Origin of the sequence: Zeaxanthinibacter enoshimensis, assembly GCF_004362865.1 — a bacterium.
Lineage (GTDB): Bacteria > Bacteroidota > Bacteroidia > Flavobacteriales > Flavobacteriaceae > Zeaxanthinibacter > Zeaxanthinibacter enoshimensis.
The window spans coordinates 528,918-554,010 of record NZ_SNYI01000003.1 but is presented as its reverse complement, the minus strand read 5'-3'; the positions used below and the strand labels follow the sequence as shown (position 1 = coordinate 554,010).

Sequence of the window (25,093 nt, the reverse complement as noted above, 5' to 3'; positions counted from 1 at the left end):
AATGAACAGACACATCAATAAAGTAGCCGTAATCGGTTCAGGGATCATGGGAAGCGGTATCGCCTGCCATTTTGCCAATATAGGAGTAGAAGTTCTTCTGCTCGATATCGTTCCGAGGGAGCTCACCGATGCAGAAAAGTCAAAGGGACTCAGCCTGGAAGATAAAGTGGTTCGCAACAGGATCGTAAATACCTCGTTGGCCACCGCTTTAAAATCCAGTCCCTCCCCTATCTATCACAAGAAATTCGCAGACCGTATTACCACTGGGAACCTGGAAGATGACATTTCCAAGGTCGCGGATACAGACTGGATCATAGAGGTGGTCGTTGAACGACTGGATATTAAGAAACAGGTATTTGAGAAGCTGGAGAAACACCGGACCCCGGGTACCCTGATCACGACCAATACCTCCGGGATACCCATTGCTTTTATGAGTGAAGGACGGAGTGAAGATTTCCAGCAGCATTTCTGCGGAACCCATTTCTTTAACCCGGCCCGGTACCTGAAACTGTTCGAGATCATTCCCGGTCCGAAAACGAAACCTGAGATCCTTGCCTTCCTTGAAGGATATGGCGAGAAATTCCTGGGTAAGACCTCGGTGCTGGCAAAAGATACCCCGGCCTTCATCGGCAACCGGATCGGAACATTTGGCATACAAAGCCTTTTCCACCTGGTGCGGGACCTTGGTCTAACCGTTGAGGAAGTGGATAAGCTGACAGGCCCGGTGATAGGCAGGCCTAAATCGGCCACCTTCCGGACCGTGGACGTGGTGGGGCTGGATACGCTGGCCCACGTTGCCCAGGGAGTTTACGAGAACTGTCCGGACGATGAGCGCCGCGAGGTTTTCCAGCAGCCCGATTTCATCAATGCCATGTTAGAGAAGAAAATGTACGGCAGTAAGACCGGGCAAGGTTTTTATAAAAAGGAAAAAGGTAAAGACGGGAAGAGCACTATCCTCACACTGGACCTGGATACCCTGGAATACCGGGAGAATAAGAAAGCAAGCTTTGCCTCTCTGGAACGAACCAAGCCGATAGACAAGGTAATCGACCGTTTCCCTGTACTGATCGATGGGGACGATAAAGCCAGTAAATTCTACCGCCTGAGTTTTGGTGCCCTCTTTGCATACGTGACGCACAGGGTTCCCGAGATCTCTGATGAGCTCTACAAGATAGACGATGCAATGAAAGCCGGTTACGGCTGGGAGCACGGACCTTTCCAGGTCTGGGATGCCATAGGGTTTGAAAAAGGATTAGAGCTGATCAAAGAATCGGGGCAGGAAGCTGCTTCCTGGGTCGGCGATATGAAAAAGGCAGGCATCGGGTCTTTCTACTCCGTAAAAGATGGTGCCACCTATTATTATGACCTCGATAAAAAAGATATGATCGCGGTCCCGGGACAGGATGCATTTATCATCCTTGACAATATCCGGGAATCCAAAGCTGTCTTCAGGAATAAAGGAGTGGTGGTGGAAGATCTGGGAGACGGGATCCTGAACGTTGAATTCCAATCTAAAATGAACACCATCGGCAGCGATGTCCTTTCAGGCCTGAACAAGGCTATAGACCTTGCCGAAAAGGATTTCCAGGGACTGGTGGTAGGCAACCAGGCGGCTAATTTTTCGGTGGGTGCGAATATTGGAATGATCTTTATGATGGCGGTGGAACAGGAATATGACGAACTGAACTACTCTATAAAAGCCTTCCAGGATACCATGATGAGGATGCGGTATTCATCTATCCCCACCATTGCGGCGCCCCACGGAATGACCCTGGGGGGAGGTTGCGAACTGAGCCTGCACGCCGATAAAGTGGTTGCAGCCGCTGAAACTTATATCGGCCTCGTGGAATTCGGTGTCGGTGTGATTCCCGGCGGAGGCGGATCCAAGGAGATGGCGCTAAGAGCCTCGGATACCTTCCGCAAGAACGATGTGGAGCTGAATGTGTTGCAGGAGTACTTCCTGGCCATCGGGATGGCCAAGGTGTCAACCTCGGCCTACGAAGCATACGACCTTGGGCTGTTACAGAAAGGAAAAGATATCGTAGTGGTCAACAAGGACCGGCAGATCGCCACAGCCAAGGCCCACGCCCTGCTGATGGCCGAGAGCGGGTATACCATGCCCCCTAGACGTAAAGACGTCAAGGTACTAGGGAAACAGGCCCTGGGGATGTTCCTTGTAGGAACAGATTCCATGGAAGCGGGCCACTACATTTCTGATCACGATAAGAAGATCGCCAATAAACTGGCCTACGTAATGGCCGGTGGGGATCTTTCCGAAGCCAGCTATGTCAGCGAACAATACCTGCTGGACCTGGAAAGGGAAGCCTTCCTCTCCCTGGCAACCGAGCGAAAAACACTGGAACGAATTCAACATATGTTAAAAACGGGTAAACCCCTAAGAAACTAAGACATGAAAACCGCATATATAGTAAAAGCATACAGGACTGCTGTCGGGAAAGCCCCAAGGGGATTGTTCCGCTTTAAACGCCCCGATGAACTGGCTGCAGAAACCATCAGTTACATGATGGAGCAATTGCCCCAACTGGATAAAAAACGTATTGACGATGTCATGGTCGGTAACGCCATGCCTGAGGCTGAACAAGGTCTGAACATGGCCAGGCTGATTTCGCTCATGGGTCTCGAGATCGAGGATGTCCCCGGGGTAACCGTAAACCGCTACTGCGCTTCGGGCCTGGAAACTATTGGTATCGCCACCGCAAAGATACAGACCGGCATGGCCGACTGCATTATAGCCGGGGGAGCCGAGAGCATGAGTTTTATTCCCATGGGAGGGTATAAGCCTACCCCGGATTATGAAACAGCGAAAGAAGGTCATGAGGATTACTACTGGGGAATGGGACTCACAGCAGAAGCTGTAGCCCAGCAGTACAAAGTATCAAGAGAGGACCAGGATTCCTTTGCGTATAATTCTCACCAGAAAGCGCTTAAAGCCCAGGCAGAAGGCCGCTTCCAGGACCAGATCGTTCCTATCGAGGTTAAAGAGAATTACGTAGATGATTCCGGCAAAAAAGCAACCCGGACCTATACCGTCAATAAGGATGAAGGACCTCGTGCCGATACTTCCCTGGAGGTACTGGCTAAGCTGAGACCCGTTTTTGCTGCCGGCGGAAGTGTCACTGCGGGGAACTCTTCCCAGATGAGTGATGGGGCCGCTTTTGTCATGGTGATGAGTGAAGAAATGGTCAAGGAACTGAAACTGGAGCCTATCGCCAGGCTGGTAAGCTATGCCGCAGCCGGGGTACCCCCGCGCATCATGGGGATCGGCCCGGTAAAAGCCATCCCAAAGGCCTTGAAACAAGCCGGGTTAAAACAGGAGGATATCGGACTTATCGAACTGAACGAGGCTTTCGCATCCCAGTCACTTGCCGTGATCAGGGAACTGGACCTCAACCCCGAGATCATCAATGTAAACGGGGGCGCCATCTCTATGGGTCATCCCCTGGGATGTACAGGAGCTAAATTATCCGTGCAGGTATTTGATGAAATGCGTAAGCGGGATATGAAAGGTAAATACGGCATGGTGACCATGTGCGTCGGGACCGGGCAGGGAGCTGCCGGAATCTATGAATTTTTAAACTAACCGAAATGAGTACGGAAACAGAAAAGAAATCAATTTTAAGAGGCGGGCAGTTCCTAGTTAAGGAAACAGCCTGCGAGGAGATCTTCACCCTGGAAGACCTGAGTGAAGAACAGCGCATGATGCGCGACAGCACCAATGAGTTTGCCGACCGTGAGCTATGGGCCAACTGGGAACGGTTTGAAAAGAAAGATTATGCATTTACCGAGGCCTGTATGAAAAAAGCAGGGGAACTGGGCTTATTGAGCGTCGCCGTACCCGAAGCTTTCGGGGGTATGGGAATGGGTTTTGTATCTACCATGCTGGTCTGTGATTATATTTCCGGGGTAACCGGCTCTTTCAGTACGGCATTCGGAGCGCATACAGGTATTGGTACCATGCCGATCACACTTTACGGCACCGAGGAACAGAAGCAGAAATACGTGCCTAAGCTGGCTACGGGCGAATGGTTCGGGGCTTATTGCCTTACCGAACCGGGAGCAGGTTCTGACGCCAATTCGGGCAAGACCAAAGCTGTGCTATCCGAGGATGGAAAATACTACAGCATCACCGGGCAGAAAATGTGGATATCGAACGCGGGGTTCTGCCAGCTATTCATCGTGTTTGCAAGGATCGGGGATGACAAGAATATTACCGGTTTCATCGTAGAGAACGATCCTGAAAACGGTATCACCCTCGGGGAAGAAGAAAAGAAATTAGGGATCCACTCCTCTTCTACCCGCCAGGTATTCTTTAACGAGACCAAGGTGCCGGTAGAAAATATGTTATCTGAGCGTGGCAATGGTTTTAAGATCGCTATGAACGCCCTGAATATTGGCCGTATTAAGCTGGCAGCTGCATGTCTCGAAGCCCAGAGAAGGGTGGCCGACGAGGCGGTTAAATACGCCAAGGAGAGGGTGCAGTTTAAAACTCCTATCATCAATTTCGGGGCAGTAAAAGCCAAGATCGCCAGGATTGCCGTGAATGCCTATGCCGGGGAATCCGCTTCTTACCGTGCTGCCAAGAATATTGAAGACCGTATCCATTTACGCCTTGCAGATGGGAATAGCCTGCAGGAAGCAGAACTTAAGGGTGTGGAAGAATACGCTATAGAATGCTCCCTGTTAAAAGTTGCCGTGTCCGAGGATCTGCAGATCAGTGCGGATGAAGGATTACAGGTTTTTGGGGGGATGGGATTCAGTGCAGAGGCACCGATGGAATCGGCCTGGCGTGATGCGAGGATCTCCAGGATCTACGAAGGAACCAACGAGATCAACAGGATGCTCGCCGTGGGTATGCTGGTCAAAAAAGCCATGAAAGGTCATGTAGACCTGCTGGGACCGGCTACAGCCGTGGGCGAAGAACTGATGGGTATCCCTTCTTTTGATACCCCGGACTTTTCAGAAACCCTGGCCCAGGAAAAAGATCTCATCAAAAGGATGAAAAAAGTATTCCTCATGGTGACTGGGAGTGCCGTCAAGAAATATGGGCCGGAACTGGAGAAGCACCAGCAACTGTTGCTAGCTGCCGCAGATATCCTGATCGAGATCTATATGGCAGAATCTACGGTTCTCCGTACCGAGAAGAATGTTAAGCGTTTTGGCGAGGATAAGCAGGCCATACAGATCGCGATGGCCCAGGTTTATGTGTACGAAGCCGTTGACATCATTATCCAGAAAGCCAAAGAAGCCATCCTGGTTTTTGCTGAAGGGGACGAGCAGAAAATGCTGCTGATGGGGCTTAAGCGTTTCACTAAATACCAGGAATACCCCAACGTGGCGAAACTGCGGGAGCAGATCGCAGACAACGTAGCAGCTGAGAATGGGTATTACTTTGATACTATCTAATTACTTATTCACGGTATTTATCAAGAACCGCTTTTCACAGGCGGTTTTTTTATGCCGCTGCCGTATCTTGTCAGCCATGTCTTAACTGGGAATACCTATGAGCACAAGCCTTCTGAAAAAAGCATATGATCCCGAGAATTTTCGCCGGGAAGGACATCAATTGATCGACCTGCTGGGCGACCATTTAAAGGAAGTTTTTCAAGAAGAAAAGGAAAAGGTTATCGATCATGCTACTCCGACGGAAGAATTGCAATACTGGAAAAATTACCTGGAAGAAGGGGTAGCCGGAGCCTGGCCGGAAAAATTACTGGAGCACAGCATCCATCTCCATAACCCCCGCTATATGGGCCACCAGATAAGTCCGCCTGTCCCCCTTACCGGCCTGACAGGCCTTGCCAGTGCCCTGCTCAACAATGGTATGGGAGTCTATGAAATGGGTGCAGGACCCACAATAATGGAACGATTGGTAACGGATACCTTGTGTGAAACCCTGGGATATCCCGGGGAAGCCGCCGGTTTCCTAACCTCCGGGGGAACTCTTGCCACACTTACCGCACTGCTCAGCGCGAGGAAGCGGAAAGTAGGGCATAATGTATGGGAAAATGGTTCCGGGCCCGCCCTGGCGATCATGGTCTCTGAAGAAGCACACTATTGCGTGGACCGTGCAGCCAGGATCATGGGGCTGGGCACCAGGGGAATATTGAAAGTGCCGGCGGGTAAGGATTTCAGAATCCGGACCAATCTACTCCAGGAAGTGTATGATAAGGCAAAGGCAGATGGCCTGCAGGTATTTGCCCTGGTAGGCAGCGCACCCTCCACGGCAACCGGGATCTACGATGACCTTGAGATCCTGCAGAATTTTGCCGCGGATAAGAACCTTTGGTTCCATGTAGATGGAGCCCACGGGGGAGCCGCCATGTTTTCGGGCAAATACCGACAGCTTCTCAAGGGAGCCGATTTATCAGATTCTATCGCTATAGACGGTCACAAGATGATGATGATGCCCGCCATCACTACTGCCCTATTATTCCGGGATAAACGCGACTCGCACAATACCTTTGTTCAGAAAGCCGATTACCTGCTGCAGGACTCATCTGATGAGGACTGGTACAACCTGGCAAAGCGCACCTTTGAATGTACCAAGTATATGATGAGCCTTCACTGGTTTGTCCTTCTTAAAACCTATGGGAAAGGCTTATTCGATGAATTTGTTACCACGCTCTATGACCTTGGGCATACCCTTGGTGAAATGGTTGCCGCTGAGCCTATGCTGGAACTTGCGGTAAAACCCATGTCTAATATCGTTTGTTTCCGCTACGTGGCAGGGGAAAGTGATGCGGCTACATTAAATAAACTGAATTCGGACATCCGCAAAAAGCTATTGGAATCAGGAGAATATTATGTCGTACAGACCACCCTGGGTGGTACCTTTTACCTGCGTACCACCCTGATGAATCCTTTTACTACGAAAGAGCACCTGCAAGGTATGCTTAACAGGGTTAAACACCTCGGATCAGGGTTCCTTGGAAAATAATCCTTTTATTCTTCCATATTAGCGCGAACCTGCTCTTCACTTGCTTTCCTGGAGAAGTTGATAGCGCATTCGATCAAAGCTAGGTGCGAGTAGGCCTGAGGGAAATTCCCCAACAGCCTCTTGGTCTTAAAATCGATATCTTCGCTGAACAATCCCAGGTGGTTGCTGTAACCCAGCAACTGGTCGAAGAGTTTCCGTGCCTTGTCCACTTCGCCGATCTTGAATAAACTGTTGATGAACCAGAAGGTACAAATAGTGAACGAGGAAGAAGGCAGTCCAAAATCATCTTCATTCTTGTACCGGTATAACAATCCGTCATTGCTGAGTTCCCGTTCCACGGCATGTACCGTACTGACGTATTTGGGATCTTTCGCGTCGATAAACCCGTAGGATTCCATCAGCAGAACCGAGGCATCCAGGAATTCAGAACCATAGGACTGCGTAAAGGCCTGGGCCTTCTCACTCCAGGCATTTTCATGAATGTCTGCCCTGATCTCCTGTTCAAGCAGTTTCCATTTATCGATCTTGTGGGTCTTGCCAAAGATCCTGGCCACCTTTATCGCCCGGTCCACTGCCACCCAGCACAACATCTTGGAGAAGGTAAAGTGACGGTCCTCCGTACGAAACTCCCAGATCCCCTTATCGGGCTCCTGCCAGTGTTTCCCTACGATCCATACGATCCCCTTGGTAATGGTCCATAATTCCTCCCCGTTTTCGATATCGGTCTGGAACCGAACCAGTTGTGCGTGGATCACGTCCATCAGGATTCCGTATATATCGTTCTGTCGCTGCGCATATGCGGCATTCCCGATGCGGACAGGTTTAGAACCTTTATAACCACTGAGATGGTCCAGTGTCTCTTCGGTCAGCTTCTTTTCCTTGTTGATCCCGTACATGATCTGTAGTTTTTCGTCCTTATCGGGAATAAGGTCGATAATAAACTTCAGGTATCTTTTGGCAATGTTCTTATGACCCAGATCTGATACCACCTTCACCACCATGGAAGCATCCCTGATCCAACAGAAGCGGTAATCCCAGTTCCGGACCTCCCCTATCGTTTCGGGCAGGGACGTAGTCGCTGCGGCCAATACAGCCCCCGACCGGTCGTAACTGAGCATCTTGAGGGTTATCGCACTCCGGTTGATCTGCTGTGTATATTCTGTATAGCGGGAGGTGCGGCTGCTCCAGTTGAGCCAGTACACCTTGGTCCGCTCCATATCCAGGTAGGCCGAATTAACCGTGGATTTGAAAATCTTTTCGTTATAAGCCATTGAAAAATAACCGTCTTCTGTCAGTTCGATCTCCCGTCCTTCAATTACGGCATTCTTGTTAAAGCTTGTATAGAGAAAAACCGTATCGAACTTCTCCCCGTAGGTCAGGCTGGCCACAAAATTCCGTTTCACATAAGTTTCAGTTTCCCCCATGGCATATTCCAGTTTGGGATCGTATTTCACCCTGAACTTAGGTCTCCCTGAGAGCGGTATAAAGTACCGGATCAGTTCCGGGGGTGCATGGTAGCCTCCGCCCTCCTTGTGGTACCGGGGCATAAAATCATATACTTCGAAACTGTCCTCCCCGTTAGAAAAAGTGGTGATCAGTAAAGCCGTCCGCTTTAAATATTTCTGGCTGATAGAATAATCGTCCCCTACCAGGATTTCGAAACTGCCGCCTATCTCCTCGTCCAGTAATTTTGCAAAGACCGAAGAGGAATCAAATTCGGGTAAACAGCACCAGTCTATGGAGCCGGTCTTTGATACCAGTGCCGCACTCCTGCAATTCCCTATTATTCCATAATCCAGATTGTCCATATCGTTTTAAAATTATCTTTATCGGTGTCATTAATTGTTATTACCTCTGATTTTACCGAAATTTAGAGAAATTTCAAAAGGAATCACCGGAAAATAAAGGGCTTTATGGGTAAAACTATCATAATATCAAACAGACTCCCCGTCCAGTTAGAAATCAGCAACGGGACGATTAATGCTATCCCGAGTGTAGGAGGGCTGGCCACGGGTATGAAATCCGTGCATTCTGACGGTGACAGTCTCTGGATCGGATGGAGCGGACTGGTCGAGGAAGATATTTCTGAAGAATTGGAACCCAAAATAGACCAGGCACTTGCAGAACACGGATCCTCAAAAGTACAGCTGACCAAGGAAGATATCGATGGATTCTACTATGGTTTCAGTAACCGTACTATCTGGCCACTATTCCATTATTTTATGGAGTATACCGAGTTTGAGTGGGACAGCTGGGAGTCCTACCAGGCCGTAAACCAGAAGTTTGCGGATGCCATCGTTGAAAAAGCGGATCCGGATGACACCATCTGGGTTCACGATTACCAGCTGATGCTGGTGCCCCAGCTGGTCCGGGAACAATTACCGGATATCTCTATCGGGTTCTTCCTGCATATCCCCTTTCCTTCCTACGAGATATTCCGGACTCTGCCCTGGAGGAAAGAGATCCTTGAAGGTTTGCTGGGCTCAGATCTCATCGGCTTTCACACCTATGATTACGAAAGGCACTTTCTCAGTTCTGTACGCCGTTTATTAGGCCTGGAAGTGAGTTTTAACGATATCTATTACGAAGACCGCATGGTAGAAGTAGACTCCTTTCCGATGGGCATCGATTATAAAAAGTTCAGTGAGACTGCTGCCAAACATGCCAACAGGAAAGAGGAGGAACTCTCTGAACTCCAGAAAAGGCTGAATCTCCATAAGAACCTAAGTCCGGATGCTAAGTTTCTGCTTTCCATAGACCGGCTGGATTATACCAAAGGGATAGCGAAAAGGCTGAATGCCTTTGAATATTTCCTGAACAAATATCCCCAGTACAAGGAAAAGGTCCGGCTTATTATCCTCGCTGTACCTTCCCGTTCTAACGTACCCCAATACCAACTACTTAAAAGAGAGGTAGATGAGCTCGTAGGCCGTATTAACGGGGAATTCGCTACGGTGAACTGGACCCCCATCTGGTATTTCTATCGCTCTATGCCTTTTGAGAACTTAATTGATCTGTATACGACCTGCGATATTGCCTGGCTGACACCCATCAGGGACGGGATGAACCTGGTTGCCAAAGAGTACATTGCTACCCGGACAGACCGGAGCGGTGTGCTTATCCTGAGTGAAATGGCAGGTTCTGCCAACGAGATGAACGAAGCCCTGCTGATCAACCCCAACAATTTTGAAGAGATTGCCGATACACTGGACCGCGCCATAAACATGCCCCTGGAGGAACAAAAGTCCAGGAATGCCGTACTTCAGAAACGCCTGGAGCGTTACAACGTGGAGAACTGGGCAAAGGATTTCATGGGATCCCTCACCGAGCAGGGCCAGAAAGAGAAATCTTACGTAGCCCGGAGGTTATCGGTAGACCTGATGAATATTGTACTGAACGATTTCCAGGATGCCGAGAGGCGCCTGTTGTTCCTGGATTATGACGGAACCCTGGCCGGGTTCCATAACGATCCCCAGAAAGCAGGGCCCGATGATGAATTATACGATTTACTGGATTCCCTGAATGCACTCCCGAATACTGATCTTTACCTGGTCAGCGGAAGGGACAAAGAAACCTTCTCCAAGTGGTTCCAGCCTAAAGGGTACAACATGATCGTTGAACACGGGGTGTGGATCTCCAGGGATGGAGAAGACTTTAAAATGCTGGAAAACGTAAAGAAAGACTGGATGTCTAAAATCCGTCCCGTCCTGGAATCCTTTGTTGACCGTACCCCGGGAAGTTTTATCGAAGAAAAAAATTATTCCCTGGCCTGGCATTACCGCAAAACGGACCCCGACTTTGGACAGAAGAGGGCAGCAGAACTCAATACGGTGCTCCGCAGCCTGATAGCAAATGATGACCTCAGCGTACTGAACGGGAACAAGGTGATGGAGATCAAAAGCAGTAACGTGAATAAAGGCCGGGCGACAATGCGGGTTTTTGCAGAAAAAGAATACGATTTTGTATTCGCCATTGGAGACGACTGGACCGATGAGTTCATGTTCCAGGAACTCCCGCCTTCCGCTGTAACCGTCAAAGTAGGCAGGCAAAAAACCCAGGCGAGGTACTTCTTAGACAGTATAAAGAATGTCCGTGGTTTACTGAGCAGGTTTGTAATGAATACATAAAGCGAAAGAGGAGCCATCTCAAAACCTTAGCCTTATAATCAGTACTGCAATCCACTCTTTTGGAGAATTTGATTATTCGTTATCTTTAGCGAATGAGAAAAATTATACTATCCCTATTTCTCCTGGTTGGAATGCACACTTATGCTCAATCAGAGGCAGACATCTACGACATTATCAATAATGTATCAGCAGAACGCATCGGGAACGATGTGGCGAAACTCGCCAACTTCGGAACCCGGCATACCCTGAGTGACACCGTATCTGACACCAGGGGAATCGGGGCTGCCCGGCGCTGGATCAAAAGCGAGTTCGAACAGATCTCTTCAGATTGCCAGGGTTGCCTGGAAGTGTTCTACCAGAAAGAACTAATAAAGAAAGGCACCAATGCCCGCATCGTAAAAGATGTGGAAGTGGTGAACGTAGTAGCCGTTAAACGCGGGAAGAAATATCCCAACCGTTACGTGATCATGAGCGGGGATATTGACAGCAGGGTAAGCGACCCCACGGACTTCACCTCGGAGTCTCCCGGGGCCAATGACAATGCCAGCGGTATGGCCGGCACCATCGAGGCCGCTAGAGTCCTTTCTAAATACGATTTTGAGAGCAGCATCATCTTTGTCGGTCTGTCCGGGGAAGAACAGGGACTCTTTGGTGGAAAGAGCCTAGCCGCCTACGCTAAAGAGAAAGGCTGGGAGATCATCGGGATCCTCAATAATGATATGATCGGGAATATAACCGGGGTAGACGGGGTGGTGAGTAACAGGGATTTCAGGATCTTTTCTGAACCTGTACCACCTAACGAAACCGAGGAAGAGCGCAGGGCCCGCAGGTTTTACGGGGGTGAAGTAGACGGTATCTCCAGGCAACTGGCGCGCTATGTTCATAAAACCACCCGGCGTTTTATGCCGGAGATGAACCCGACGATGATCTACCGGCTGGATCGGTTTGGCCGGGGTGGGCATCACAGACCTTTTAACGATGCAGGGTTCGCCGGGATCCGGATCATGGAATCCCATGAGAATTATACCCAGCAACACCAGGATATACGGACAGAGAACGGGATAGCCTACGGGGATGTGCTGGAACATGTCAATTTTGATTATGCCGCCAAGCTCACCGCTGTAAATGCCATAAACCTGGCGTCCCTGGCCTGGGCACCCCCGGCACCGGAAACTGTGAAGATAGGCGGGATCGTAGAGCCATCGGCAAAGCTGGCCTGGAACGAAGTGGAAGGAGCTTCCGGGTATAAGATCTATTGGAGAGACACCACCTCTCCTACCTGGGATCACAGCAGGCCTGTTTCCAATGCTACCTCGCACACGCTGGAAGGCATAGTAATCGACAATTACTTCTTTGGTGTTGCAGCAGTAGGTGCCAATGGATTCGAAAGCCTGGTGGTCTTCCCCAACCAGATCATGAGAGACTGAACCCGGGCCGGGCAGCGAATGGAACATGACAAAGAATAAAGCCAAGATGGCTGCCGGGCACTAAATCTATATATGATGAAAAAGCTAAGTTTTATTATTCTTATCGGATTTCTGGTCTTTGGATGCAAGCAAGAGAAGAAGAATACCGTGATGGCCCAGCAGGAAGAAACGGCTGACCAACTGTCGGCATCTGTCCGCCATCATGAATGGGTAAGCCTGGAAAGGGAAGATGGCTCCGTTCTCAAAGCATTCCTGGTATTTCCTGAGCGCAAGGATAACGCAGATGCGGTGATCGTCATCCACGAGAACAGGGGGTTGAACGACTGGGCCCGGAGCTTTGCTGATTCCCTGGCCGCACAGGGATTCCTGGTAATTGCACCGGATCTCATCTCGAATACTGTAGAAGGTGTTGAACGCACTACAGACTTCGAAAATTCGGACAAAGCAAGGGAAGCGTTATATAACCTGGATCCGGACGGGGTAACCAGGGACCTGGACAGAGTTTTTCAACATGTAAGAGGATTACCATCTTCTACCGGCACGGTGTCGGTCATGGGATTCTGCTGGGGAGGATCGCAGACGTTTCGCTATGCAACCAACAACAAGGAATTAGAGAGGGCCTTGGTTTTTTACGGGACCGCACCGGAGGACAAATCTGTATTACAGACCATACAGTGCCCGGTATACGGCTTTTATGGGGGCGATGACAACCGCGTAAATGCAACCATCCCCGAAACCAAAGAAGCCATGGAAAAATATGGCAAGGTTTATGAAACCGTTATATATGAAGGTGCCGGGCATGCATTTATGAGAAGGGGTGCGGAAGAGACATCCGGACCAAACAAAGAGGCACATGTTGCAGCCTGGAAATCGCTGTTAGAAAAATTACAATGAGAAAACTTTACATCGCACTGCTGGCTTTAAGCATAGCAGCTGCCGGCCATTCCCAGGAATTTACCATGCAGGATACCCTGAGGGGCAGTATCACCCCGGAAAGAGCCTGGTGGGACCTGGATTATTACGACCTGCAGGTAGCCGTAGACCCTGAAAATAAATTTATCTCGGGGAGTAACCTGGTACAATATAGAGTGCTGGAGGAAAATGACAGGCTGCAGATCGACCTGCAGCCCCCGATGAAGATCACCCGGGTGGTACAGGAAGGAAAGGAACTCGAGGTTGACACCAGGGGAAATGCCCATTTTATAACCCTGCAAGATCCTCAGGAAAAAGGGGCATTGAAACAGCTTACCGTTTACTTTGAAGGAAAACCCCGGGCAGCCAGGAGGGCTCCCTGGGACGGGGGATTCTCCTGGAAGACAGATGCCAACGGGAAGCCCTTCGTGGCCACCTCGAACCAGGGGCTGGGTGCCAGTGTCTGGTGGCCCAATAAAGATCATATGTATGACGAAGTAGATAGCATGGCTATCAGGATTACCACTCCCAAAGAACTGGTAGGAGTGGGTAATGGTCGACTGCGTAAAACCGAGGTGAAGGGGGAGCAGAAAACCTACCACTGGTATGTAGACAACCCTATCAACAATTACGGGGTAAATGTAAATATGGCGGATTATGTACATTTTGGCGACACTTACCAGGGCGAAAAAGGCAAACTTGACCTGGACTATTACGTCCTTCCGTATAACAAGGAAAAGGCCAAAGAACAGTTCAGGCAGGTACCCATGATGCTCGACGCCTTTGAACACTGGTTTGGCCCCTACCCTTTTTATGAAGACAGTTTTAAACTGGTAGAGGTACCTTACCTGGGAATGGAGCACCAGAGCTCTGTGACTTACGGGAATGAATATAAGAATGGCTACCTCGGCAGAGACCTCTCCGGTACCGGCTGGGGATTGAAATTCGATTTTATCATCATCCACGAAGCCGGACACGAGTGGTTTGCCAATAATATCACCTACAAGGATATCGCTGATATGTGGATTCACGAAAGCTTTACCGCCTATTCAGAAAATCTCTACCTGGACTATCATTACGGGAAAGAGGCTGCGGCCGAATATGTTGTCGGGACACGGGCTAACGTACAGAATGACAGACCCATTATCGGTCCTTACGGTGTAAATGCAGAGGGATCCGGGGACATGTACTACAAAGGAGCTAATATGCTGCACACGCTCCGGCAGCTACTGGAAGACGATGAACTGTGGAGGTCTGTCTTAAGGGGCCTGAACGAGGAATTCTATCACCAGACCGTCACCACGCAGCAAATAGAGAACTACCTCAGCAATAGGACAGGGAAAGACCTTTCTGCATTCTTTGATCAATACCTGAGAACGACAGATATCCCCGTGTTACAGTACGAATTAAAAGGCAACAACATCCGGTACCGCTATACCGATATAGTGGAAGGTTTTGATATGCCAATCCGAATTTTTCTCGGGGAAAAAGAGTATTGGTTATTTCCTTCCGCTGAATGGAAATCAGAAGAATTACCAGGCACAGGAGAACTGCAGTGGGATCCTAATTTTTACATTGAACGGGAGGAACTCTGATACGACCGGCCTAAAAAAAAGGGTAGCCATGTGCTACCCTTTTCTATTTACTGGAAGATGATCCTGGCGAAGACCAACGGACTTTCCGGGGCTTCATCCATGCTGAAGGTGACAAAGAGGGATTGTTTTCCGTCTGCAGGTCTGGACAGTACCAGGGGCACAGCAGTTCCTTCCCCTGCCTGCGGCATCTGCAGTGTACCTGCAGCCAGCACCTCTCCATCCGGGGATCCCTTTCTTAGCTTTAGTTCCATTGCTCTTACAGGTGCTTCCTGCCATCCCAGGGCAAGGATCACGGCCTTGACACCGATAAGATCTGCATCCTTGAGCTGGAACCATCCTTCTTTACCCTCGATCAGCAGAAGATCGGCACCGCCATATTTTACAAATGTCAGGCCTTCCCCTGCCATATTTTCCTGCATGTTCATGCTGTTGTCCGGGATCGCTACGGAACTAACTCCCGTAAGAGGTAAGGCATTCCCGTTGCCCGGATCCGTGTAACTGGCCGTGATCACCATATGGTGTCCGGGTTCTTTGCGCTCCGGGATAATAGTACCTTTTGCCGGCAAGGATCTTTTCCTTTCTTCGCCTGAAAGCGACATGATATAAGATGCGATCTGCCGGGTCTCCTCCGAAGTGAGTTTAGGGTGTGCAGGCATCATCACTTCGCCCCATACCCCGGAACCTCCTTCAACTACTTTTTTCTGCAGGTAGACCATAGCATTGGAATCCCCTTTATACTTCGCAGCGATCTCGCTGTATGAAGGTCCGATAGACTTCTCCTGCTCCTTATGACATGCCCTGCAATCCATACCTTGCGTCAAAGCTTTCCCGGTGATCGCGGCTGAGACCTGCTGGTGACCGAGCGACTTGTTTACCTGGTCCATCCCCTGCATATAATCTACGGAAACATAGATGTCTCCCGGGTTCACCGGCTGATCCTTATCCGGGTCGGTCACATGGACCTCGTATTCCAGGGCTCGTCCCGGCAGGTAAAATGCCGGCATACCACCTTTGAAGGTAATATTAACTTCGGGCATGGTATTACCGGCCACCACTTTAATACTTTCACTTGCCGTTTCTCCTCCATTCCCGTCAGAAACCTGTACACTGATTTTATAGGTACCTGCAGTCTCGTATGTATATTCCAGGAAAGGTGAAGCGGTTTGCTGTTGCTCACCGTTCCCAAGGTCCCACAGGTAGCTGAGTTCCTGCCCTTCCCCATCGCTGGCAGTAACCTCTGCCCTGACCTGCAGGGGTAATTGACCGGATATTTTATCTACCTCCAGGCTGCTGATCTCCGGGGCAAGGTTGCCCGCATTATACGCGATATAACTGAGCGCTGAATTATCGTTTCTTGTGAACCAACCGGTACCGTATTCAAGAAGATAAATAGTCCCGTCCGGCCCGACCTCCATATCGATAAGGTTATTCAATTGTATGTTCGGTGCAAAAGGCTCCATTTTATTAAAGGTGTCGTCCTTAAACAAGGAGACAGCCTTCATCCAGCCCCTCATCCATTCATAAATGATCACCTTCCCGTCGTAGTATTCAGGTAGGGCATTTTCTCCCTGGTACAGATCGCTGTAATACACAGGACCGGCCATCGCATTTCGCCCGCCGGAGCCCACTTCCGGGAAGGTTCCAAATTCCCCGTACGGGTAATAGACATAGGCAGGCTGCGCTGGCGGGAGAACTTCCAGTCCGGTATTGTTCCTGGAAGTGTTCACAGGCCTGGCTGGATCAAAGGATTTTCCGCTTTCCCCGGTGGCGTAATTGTATTCCACGTAGGGCTGATTATCGGCAATAAAAAATGGCCAACCGAAGTTCCCTGCCTTCCTTGCCTGGTTCATTTCATCATAGCCCATAGGCCCCCTGGTCACCAGGCTGTCAACCCGGGCATCCGGCCCAACATCGCCCCAGTACAGGTAGCCATTCTTAGGATCCACAGAGATGCGGTAAGGGTTCCGGTGCCCCATGGTGTAAATTTCCGGCCGGGTCTTTTCTGTCCCTTCCGGGAAGAGGTTACCCTCGGGAATGGTATAGCTTCCGTCTTCCTCCACCCTGATGCGTAAGATCTTGCCCCGGAGGTCGTTGGTATTCCCTGAACTCCTGCGGGCATCGTATTGTTCATGCCCCGGTTCATCATTCAGTGGGGCATAACCATTATTGACATAGGCAGCGCCTTTTTCATTGAAAGGGGTGGAATTGTCCCCGGTGGATAGGTATAGCAATCCATCAGGACCAAAGGCGATTGAACCACCCGTATGGCAGCAGATCTCTCTCTGACTTTCCACTTCAAGGATCACTTGTTCTGTATCCAGCCTGAATTCCCCGTTCTCGAACTTAAAGCGAGACAGCCGGTTAACCCACTTATCCCCGGTGGGAGCATAGTAAAGGTAAACCCAGTGATTCTTTTCAAACTGTGGGTCTTTTTGCAGCCCCATCAGTCCTTCTTCTGCATTAACTCCCGGGGTTTCCAGGGTCTTGTGGTATACATCCAGCAATGCTACCTGGGAGAGCTTCCCACTGGCGCGATCATAATGCATAACCTCTCCCCTGCGCTGGGCTACCAGTACATCCCCATCCGGGAGTACGGCCATCTCCGTAGGCTCAAAAAATTCCCCGTTAACAAGGGGCACTTTTGTAAAACGCTCTTCCTTGGGGGGAAAAGAACTTGTAACATGCTCCATGTCTGGCTCCAGGTTCTCCCCTATGGCATACTGTATACCCCCGAGAAGATGCTTCAGGAATAACGGATCTTCAAAACTTTCTTCTGTATGCCCCAGGGCTGTGTAAAAAGATCTCCCGCCATCATATTCATGGTACCAGCTCATGGGATGAAAATCCCCGTTGGTGCCTCCTTTATAAGTACTTTCATCCACAGTCATCAGGATGTTTACATCCGGGTTGAGTTTCTTGAAATTATAAAGTTCGTCGGTCCTGGTCCAGGTACTGTCTTTGAAAAAGTCGGTGGCTGCAAAATCGCGGTTCTTAATGATAAAATCGGCCGTTGGCGTTCCGCTGGGATGACTTTCAAAATATCCGCCCACCAGGCGGCCATACCAGTTCCAGTCGTATTCGGTATCGGCAGCAGCGTGTACCCCGACAAAACCCCCACCTGACTGTATGTACCGCTCAAAGCCGGCTTCCTGCCGGTAATCGAGAACATTCCCGGTGGTACTCAGGAACACCACGGCCGCATATTGGTTTAAAGAATCTGATTCAAAGACCGCGGCATTGGTGGTGGTATCCACCGCGAAAGTATTCTCCTTTCCTAATTTATATATAGCCGAAATTCCTTGGGGAATAGAGGAATGTTTAAAACCCATGGTTTTTGAAAATACCAGGACCTTCGGGTTACCCGGGCGTTGACGATCACAGGAATTCAATATCAAAAGCCCCGCCAGGCCTATAAGGAACGACTTAAATTTCATTGTATTTACTGTTTTTGAAGAAGCCTTAAAGATACAAGAATACGTGCCTAGGGAAGGCACCGATTTTTTCAATTTAACATGCTTTTTTTTGAAAACACCTTTATTACCAAGAATCATTATCGCTCGCCAATTTCAAACTCGTAGTGCTTTGTACTAAATAATCAACCGGGTTTTGGGCTTGAATTCCCATACAGGCAGATCACCCGGAATGCCATAAAACAATTAGCGGTTTGTTTGACAACGCTTCTTAAATTGTTTAACTTTAAATTTCTAACAAAACCTGAAAAAATGAAGACACTAAGAGTACTGATAGCAGGATTATTCCTGTTTTTGACCTATCAATGTAAAGACGCTAAAAAAGAGAATGATGCGTCTGCGGATGATATGGAAATGAAAAAAGAAAAAGTAATCAAAGAAGTTAAAGTGGTGAAGTTTACCATGGAGGCAAAAAGTGACAGTGATGTAAAAGGAGATGTCACTTTCCGGGAAGAAGACGGGAAGGTTATGATGACCGCAAACCTGAGCGGGCTGTCGGAGGGGGAACATGCTATTCACATCCATGAAAATGCAGATTGTTCTGCAGCAGACGGTACATCTGCCGGGGGACATTGGAACCCGACCGCAGAACCACATGGTAAATGGGGAGCTGAAGAAGGGTTTCACCGTGGTGATATAGGTAATTTCACCGCCGATGCTGAAGGTAATGCCACGGTAGAGTTCTCTACAGATATGTGGTGCCTGGGTTGCGAGGATGAAACCAAGAACCTGATGGGCAAAGCCGTTATCGTACACCAGGGAGCTGATGACTTTACTTCTCAGCCAAGTGGTGCTGCCGGTGCCCGGGTAAGTTGTACCGGGATCATCCAGTAAAAACACAGATCACAATAGTATTAAAGCTGCCATACAGGCAGCTTTTTTTATATATTTAATGAAAATTTGCTAATGGAATTAGATCTGCTGGTACAGCGATTCCAGGAAAAGGATCGCAGGGCTTTTGAGAAGCTGTACGAAATGTACCACGTCAATATACACGGTGTGATCCACACCATCGTCCGTGACAGGGAACTCGCAGAGGAACTGGCACAGGATGTCTTCATAAAGATCTGGAACAATGCTGCGAGTTACAACTCTTCTAAGGGCAGGTTCTTTACCTGGATCCTTAATATAGCTCGCAATACTGCGATCGATGAACTGCGTTCCAGGAACTATAAGAACTTAAAAAAGAACCTTTCCGCCGATTACTTCGTAGGTATTTTGGAAAGGGCAGATTCCGAGGATACTGAAACCCCGGACACAAAAGGTTTGAAGAAACTTGTCAACGGACTTAAAGAAAAATGTATCGAACTCCTGGAGTTGTTATATTTTAAAGGTTTCACCCAGAAAGATGCCTCTGAAGAACTGAAAATACCCTTAGGGACTGTTAAAACAAGGAACAGGAACTGCATCTCTAAACTGAGAGATAATATTGATTTGGAATGGATATAGAAAAATACATTTCGTCCGGAATACTGGAGCTCTATGTTGCCGGCCTTCTTACAGAGGCTGAGAACAGGGAGGTGTCCGAATACGCCAAATCTCACCCTGAAATTGAAAAAGAAATCAGGGCAATAGAAGCCGGTGTACTGGCACTGAGCAAAGCAGCTTCTCCCGGCATTACCGAAAAAAGTAGAATAGAACAACTATGGGCAACCATGGATGAACGGGAAAACAAGCCGGTAATTAAAATGGAGAAACCGCGCACCAATTGGTTTGCCTATACCGGGTGGGCCGCAGCTCTTGTACTGCTTGCAGGCCTTTGGTGGGTATATAATCAAAACCAGGAGCTCCGCACAGATATGCAGACCAGGGTGAATGAAGTCCAGCAACTGGAAAGCCAGATCGAGGCGGCCCGTAACTCCCTCGTTCAAACCCGAGAACTGTTTAACCAGTTACGGGATAAGGATGTCACTATCGTGCCCCTGAGCGGGCAGCAAGTTGCACCTGACGCATATGCCCGGGCTTACTGGAAAAAAGATACACAGGAGGTCTATATAGATGCACAGGGATTACCTGAACCCCCTCCGGGGATGGTTTACCAGGTGTGGTCCTTAAAGCTGTCGCCTCTTACGCCGACCAGCATTGGTTTGCTGGAGTCGTTTGCCACAGATGACAACAAGGTTTTTGTGCTGCCAAACGCCAACGAGACAGAAGCCTTCGGTATTACACTGGAACCCGCGGGAGGAAGTGAATCCCCAACCCTGGAACAATTGTATACCCTGGGAGCAGTAGCCACATCCTGATCTTTTACCGACTTACTCGGGCTTTGAGGCGTTCCTTTAATTTTGCATGGGACGCCCAAGGGTCATTTTTCCTGATCAGCCTAATGGTTTCTGGTATTCCGTTTTGAGCATAAAATCATGTATCCCTTTCAACCTCCTGGCGGGGGCTCCCATACGGAACATGACGACCAGTAGAAGATTGGTCAGGTTGATCCTCAGGTATGAGTTCAGCTCGTATTTACGCGCAGACACCAGGAGGTCATTCTTAATTATGGTATAAGAGACCCGATTCTTCTTCATTCGTTCAAAAAATTCAAAATCCTCCATCAGTACCTGCCGGGAATCAAATTTGCCAAGCGCCTGGAAACAAGCTTTCAGGATAAAGAGACACTGATCCCCACCCCCGGTAAAAAACCCGTCTTTCCCTGTAAAACTGGCATTCACCCTTAGCAGTGGGCTATTTGAATCAAATCGGTAGGAAAAGAAACCCGCATCGTATCCATTATCCATGGCATCCCGGATATTGACGAGGAAATCTGACGGGGGACGCACATCGGCATGCATGAAAGCGAGGATTTCTCCCTTCGCTACCTCCGCACCTTCATTCATCTGCAGGGCCCTGCCGTTGGCAGAACAGCGGATGACACTGAAATTACTTTCCAGCTGATCCCTTGTCTCGTACCCGGCAGATGTGGCCGATAAGGCTACAACGACCTCCATCAACCCGGTAGAATTATTTAAACGGTCCAGGCATGGCAAAAGTTCATCCAGGTTCGCAGTTTCGTTATGAGCGGGAATTATTATACTGATCATCGAGGTGCAGGAAAGAGAGTATTTTGGTTATCCAGAGCGAAGGCCGGAGATTTACACGTATTTTTAAAACATAAAGTAACTATAAGCATTACTTCACGACCAAGTATGTGTATGACCGTTTAAGCCTGCCTTAATATACCATAAAAGTGAATAGCTATGAACCTTGATCTTGTAAAATATTCGGTATTCCTGACAGTAATCGTAATGCTCATGAATCCATCCCCCCCTCTACCCCCCGTACAGAAAGAGGTTGATTTCAACCAGCTCTCAGAGACCTTTCTAAAACGGATTAAAGCCGGGCAGGACACCGGGGAAATCCGGGAAGCGTTAGAGAATACAAGCCTGGAGGCCCTCGAAAAGGGTTTAAGTACAGATGCGGAAAAACTGGCTTTCTGGATCAATATCTACAATGGATATATCCAGGTGATCCTCTCTGAGAATCCGGAACGCTACGAGGACAGGGGAAGCTTTTTCGCTGCCGATCAGATTCCCATCGCGGGGAGAAAGATCTCATTTGCAAAAATTGAGCACGGTATCATCCGGAAGTCCCAGTGGGAATACGGGTTGGGATATATCCGGAAATGGTTTCCCGGTAAATTTGAAAGAAAGCTGCGGGTAGAAGAGCGGGATTTCCGCATCCATTTTGCACTGAATTGCGGGGCCAGGGATTGTCCCCCGGTAGCTATCTACGAGCCGGAAAGGCTGGAAGCACAGCTGGATAAAAGTACAGCACGCTACCTGGAGAGAACTACGGAATACCAGCCGGAAACCAAAACCGCCAGGGTCACTTCACTCTTTAATTGGTTCAGGGGGGATTTCAACTGTAAAAAAGGAGTCAAAGAGATCCTCGTAGACTACGGGATCATACCCACAAGCAAAGGAGTTGATCTTAGTTATAAAAATTACGACTGGACCCTGGATCTCGATAATTTCATCGATATCTGATACATTTTTAGCCCGCGGAAAGGTGCTGCCGCAGGCTATATTGTTGAAGATCGATCAGGGGTTAAGTAAAATCAGGCTATAGGCTCATGTTTTTTAAGAGAATTTTGTAATGCTTTGTGTGCCGCCCAGATCTTGTAGATCACAAAACCCATTGCGGCCGTCCAGATAAAAAATAATAAATACGCCATACACGTTGACTTGGGGGTTACTTCTTTATAAATCAGAACATTAGGACAATAGACCCGCTTTTAAAGGCAAGAATCACATAGTCCCACTATGTATTTAAACGTAAAAATTAGGCATTTCATCTATGAAAGCCTAAAAAAAGGTTAAATACTCGATGAACTGAAAGCGCCGGAACATCCCTGTTCCGGCGCCAACCAAAAAAACAACAAACCTCAATTGTCAGGCAGCCCCCTGAGGGCAAGCCTTTTATGCTAAAGCCTCCGGATCTCCTGTTCCGTTACAGGGCCTAATTCATAGGTTGCCTCTAAAAGCTCCTCTTTCAATGTTCTGACCTCTTCTTCCTGTCCGTTAGCTTTATATATCGCTGCGGTCTGCAATAAGATACCCGGTTCAAAGGTCTTCCCTTTAACGTGGTCTTCCACTATCCGCCTCGCAATCTTTTCTTCACCGGCTTTCAGGTGGGCATAGGCTAATAACCCATAGGTTTCAGGAGTAGGCCGGTTGTTGACTTCCCGCCTGGCTATATCCAGAGCCTCGGCAATTTCGTCGGTTTCGTCAAGGTACAGTTTAATGTTATAAGCATTGTACATCTCGCCGTAAGCATCATTCCGGACAAGGCTCATATATTTCTCCAGGTTTTTTAATTGTTTCTGCCGGTCATCCATGTAGTTGGCAATTTCAGATTTAAGCAGGAAGTAATCCGGGGACTGGTGAGTCCTGGTCACCGAGTCCAGTATCCTCATGGCTTCCTCAGCATCCTTTTCATAGGAGAAAACGATCCAGGCAATTCCCTTCTTGGCATAACTGCTACCGGGGTTCAGGTTCAGGGATTTCAGGTAATAAGTATAGGAATCTGAAATTCGTCCCGCATGCCCGTAATAATCGGCCAGGTTGGTATAGGACCATTCCATCAGGGAAACATTTTTAGCATCTTCTGCTTTGGCAGCAGCCTGTTCCATCAACCGGATGGTGGTGTCCAGGTCGCCTTTATAATCGTTCCATTTTGCCAGGCGGATGAGATACCCGTAATCTGACATATTCTTTATACTGTCCAGGTAGACCTCAGCACGCTCATAGTTCCCCAGCTCCATGTGGATGTCAAAAAGTAATGATTGGGATTCCCTTACCCCACTGCCTTCTGCCCTTGCTTTCCCGGCCAGCTGCAGCGCTTCTTTAAAACGGTGTTGTGAAATGTAATTCCTGGCCAGGGCACGGTAATATCCGGATCTGCCCACATGAGCAATTTCCACGGCTTTTTCCAATGCTTGTTCGGCTTTCTTGAGATAGGTGATATCCCCGGTTTCTTTAAAGTACTTATCGTACTGTTGGGCAACGATCCCGAAGCTCATCAGCTGTAAGCTGTCCGGTTTTATTTTGGAATTCCAGAGTTCAAAATACTTGGAAGTTGTAGGAGCAGGCGCAGATCCTAAAAAGGATTCGTAGTCTGCAGGGTTTGTTATGGTCTCCTTCTGCTCCGAGGTACACGAAGCCAGCAGGAATAATACCATTGCGGATAGTAATAAATTTTTCATTGTTGTTGTTTTTTAATAGTTAATGACAGAATAAGTGCGGGGCCGTGGTAACAGGCCCCGACTTACTTTCTTCAACTAGCAATTCTTTCCCACCAGTCATGGGATTGAAAAATGAGTCCCCGGGTCTTCAGGACCCGGGAACAGCATTTTATTATTGAGGGTTACTCACGTAAGGGAACTCAGCATCTATGGTAGCGGTTAAGCTTACGCCATCAGAGGTCAGTCTTGGAAGATCGGCCATGCCGTCGTTATCGGTATCCTGTCCACTGAAGCGGTCACCGGTTTCTCCTCCGAACAACAGGATCAGGGAGATATCAATGACATCATCCGTTAGCGCACGGCCGGTAAGGCCCACAGTCCCATTGTAATAGGTAGTTACTTCATCCGGTGCTACCTGTAAAACATCTGCAGCAAGAACAGTAGTCAGCGTGGTGGCATCCAGGTTCAGGATGTTATTCTGGTAATTCACATCAGCGGGGTCCAGTCCCAGTTTGATAGCATATACATCGTGGTATTGCTCTAAGCGGGCTTCAAATCCAGCCTGGAATTCGGCGACCATCTGTGATGGTACTGTAACGTTGAATGCATCCTTAACACTTGGCATTCCTTCCATATCAGCACTTAATACCGTATTGATCCCCGGGCGCCCCATATGGTCTACCTGGGCGTAAGTGCCGCTAAAATCGGGTGCCATAGCCTCCCCGTCATCACAAGGTGCACAGGTGCCCCCACAGTCTACCCCGGTTTCATCACCGTTCATGATCCCGTCATCACAGGTAGGCATAGCTATCTGCTCCGGATCCATTCCGTTATCGTCGTTGTTACAGGATGCCACTGCGAAGAGGAGCATACCTGATAAAAAGATATATTTTAAATTATAAAGTCTCATTTTATTATATTTTTTCT

General features: G+C 48.7%; 17 protein-coding genes. 12 read left to right on the top strand and 5 right to left on the bottom strand.

Going from position 1 to position 25,093, the window contains the following annotated elements; all coding sequences use genetic code 11:
- Window position 1 precedes the first annotated feature (1 nt).
- The 4 genes from CLV82_RS14140 to CLV82_RS14125 all read left to right on the top strand — a co-directional run bounded on the left by CLV82_RS14140 (window position 2) and on the right by CLV82_RS14125 (window position 6,958).
- A complete protein-coding gene (locus tag CLV82_RS14140) occupies window positions 2-2,407 on the top strand; it encodes a 3-hydroxyacyl-CoA dehydrogenase/enoyl-CoA hydratase family protein (RefSeq protein WP_133644993.1) in 2,406 nt (801 codons plus the stop codon).
- Window positions 2,408-2,410: 3 nt separating this feature from the next.
- Window positions 2,411-3,601: an acetyl-CoA C-acyltransferase gene (locus CLV82_RS14135; protein WP_133644992.1), complete on the top strand. Its 1,191-nt coding sequence runs from the start codon at window positions 2,411-2,413 to the stop codon at window positions 3,599-3,601.
- Between the two features lie 5 nt (window positions 3,602-3,606).
- A complete protein-coding gene (locus tag CLV82_RS14130; protein ID WP_133644991.1) occupies window positions 3,607-5,424 on the top strand; it encodes an acyl-CoA dehydrogenase family protein in 1,818 nt (605 codons plus the stop codon).
- Window positions 5,425-5,521: 97 nt separating this feature from the next.
- On the top strand, window positions 5,522-6,958 hold the full coding sequence (locus CLV82_RS14125; RefSeq protein ID WP_133644990.1) for a pyridoxal phosphate-dependent decarboxylase family protein: 1,437 nt from the start codon (window positions 5,522-5,524) through the stop codon (window positions 6,956-6,958).
- A 5-nt stretch (window positions 6,959-6,963) separates the two neighbouring features.
- Here CLV82_RS14125 and CLV82_RS14120 read toward each other — a convergent pair whose 3' ends face one another.
- On the bottom strand, window positions 6,964-8,766 hold the full coding sequence (locus CLV82_RS14120) for a glycoside hydrolase family 15 protein (protein WP_133644989.1): 1,803 nt from the start codon (window positions 8,764-8,766) through the stop codon (window positions 6,964-6,966).
- Window positions 8,767-8,871: 105 nt separating this feature from the next.
- Here CLV82_RS14120 and CLV82_RS14115 point away from each other — a divergent pair, with 105 nt between their 5' ends.
- From CLV82_RS14115 to CLV82_RS14100, 4 genes are all read left to right on the top strand, one after another.
- Window positions 8,872-11,085, top strand: a complete 2,214-nt coding sequence (locus tag CLV82_RS14115; protein WP_133644988.1) for a bifunctional alpha,alpha-trehalose-phosphate synthase (UDP-forming)/trehalose-phosphatase — start codon at window positions 8,872-8,874, stop codon at window positions 11,083-11,085.
- A gap of 92 nt (window positions 11,086-11,177) precedes the next feature.
- Window positions 11,178-12,512, top strand: a complete 1,335-nt coding sequence (locus tag CLV82_RS14110) for a M28 family metallopeptidase (protein ID WP_133644987.1) — start codon at window positions 11,178-11,180, stop codon at window positions 12,510-12,512.
- Window positions 12,513-12,584: 72 nt separating this feature from the next.
- Entirely contained in the window at window positions 12,585-13,406 is an 822-nt protein-coding gene (locus CLV82_RS14105; RefSeq protein WP_243744228.1) for a dienelactone hydrolase family protein, read from the top strand.
- Window positions 13,403-15,019, top strand: coding sequence for a M1 family metallopeptidase (locus tag CLV82_RS14100; RefSeq protein ID WP_133644986.1), 1,617 nt, complete (start codon window positions 13,403-13,405; stop codon window positions 15,017-15,019). The genes CLV82_RS14105 and CLV82_RS14100 overlap by 4 nt, the downstream gene beginning before the upstream one ends.
- A 47-nt stretch (window positions 15,020-15,066) precedes the next feature.
- Here CLV82_RS14100 and CLV82_RS14095 read toward each other — a convergent pair whose 3' ends face one another.
- Complete coding sequence (locus CLV82_RS14095) at window positions 15,067-18,453, bottom strand: ThuA domain-containing protein (RefSeq protein ID WP_133644985.1); 3,387 nt, start codon at window positions 18,451-18,453, stop codon at window positions 15,067-15,069.
- A gap of 288 nt (window positions 18,454-18,741) precedes the next feature.
- Here CLV82_RS14095 and CLV82_RS14090 point away from each other — a divergent pair, with 288 nt between their 5' ends.
- The 3 genes from CLV82_RS14090 to CLV82_RS14080 all read left to right on the top strand — a co-directional run bounded on the left by CLV82_RS14090 (window position 18,742) and on the right by CLV82_RS14080 (window position 20,732).
- A complete protein-coding gene (locus CLV82_RS14090) occupies window positions 18,742-19,323 on the top strand; it encodes a superoxide dismutase family protein (RefSeq protein ID WP_133644984.1) in 582 nt (193 codons plus the stop codon).
- A 72-nt stretch (window positions 19,324-19,395) separates the two neighbouring features.
- Entirely contained in the window at window positions 19,396-19,938 is a 543-nt protein-coding gene (locus tag CLV82_RS14085; RefSeq protein WP_133644983.1) for an RNA polymerase sigma factor, read from the top strand.
- A complete protein-coding gene (locus tag CLV82_RS14080; protein ID WP_133644982.1) occupies window positions 19,929-20,732 on the top strand; it encodes an anti-sigma factor in 804 nt (267 codons plus the stop codon). Before CLV82_RS14085 ends, CLV82_RS14080 begins: the two co-directional genes overlap by 10 nt.
- A gap of 75 nt (window positions 20,733-20,807) precedes the next feature.
- On the opposite strand, the gene CLV82_RS14075 is transcribed toward CLV82_RS14080, so the two are convergent.
- The gene (locus CLV82_RS14075) at window positions 20,808-21,524 is read right to left on the bottom strand and encodes a TIGR04283 family arsenosugar biosynthesis glycosyltransferase (RefSeq protein ID WP_133644981.1); all 717 of its coding nucleotides are present in this window, start codon (window positions 21,522-21,524) and stop codon (window positions 20,808-20,810) included.
- 156 nt (window positions 21,525-21,680) lie between these two features.
- Between CLV82_RS14075 and CLV82_RS14070 the strand changes: the two genes are divergently transcribed.
- Entirely contained in the window at window positions 21,681-22,469 is a 789-nt protein-coding gene (locus CLV82_RS14070; RefSeq protein ID WP_243744227.1) for a DUF547 domain-containing protein, read from the top strand.
- Between the two features lie 437 nt (window positions 22,470-22,906).
- On the opposite strand, the gene CLV82_RS14065 is transcribed toward CLV82_RS14070, so the two are convergent.
- Together CLV82_RS14065 and CLV82_RS14060 are read right to left on the bottom strand one after the other, a co-directional pair.
- Complete coding sequence (locus CLV82_RS14065) at window positions 22,907-24,187, bottom strand: tetratricopeptide repeat protein (RefSeq protein ID WP_133644980.1); 1,281 nt, start codon at window positions 24,185-24,187, stop codon at window positions 22,907-22,909.
- Window positions 24,188-24,338: 151 nt separating this feature from the next.
- A complete protein-coding gene (locus CLV82_RS14060) occupies window positions 24,339-25,076 on the bottom strand; it encodes a DUF4331 family protein (RefSeq protein ID WP_133644979.1) in 738 nt (245 codons plus the stop codon).
- Between the last annotated feature and the right edge of the window lie 17 nt (window positions 25,077-25,093).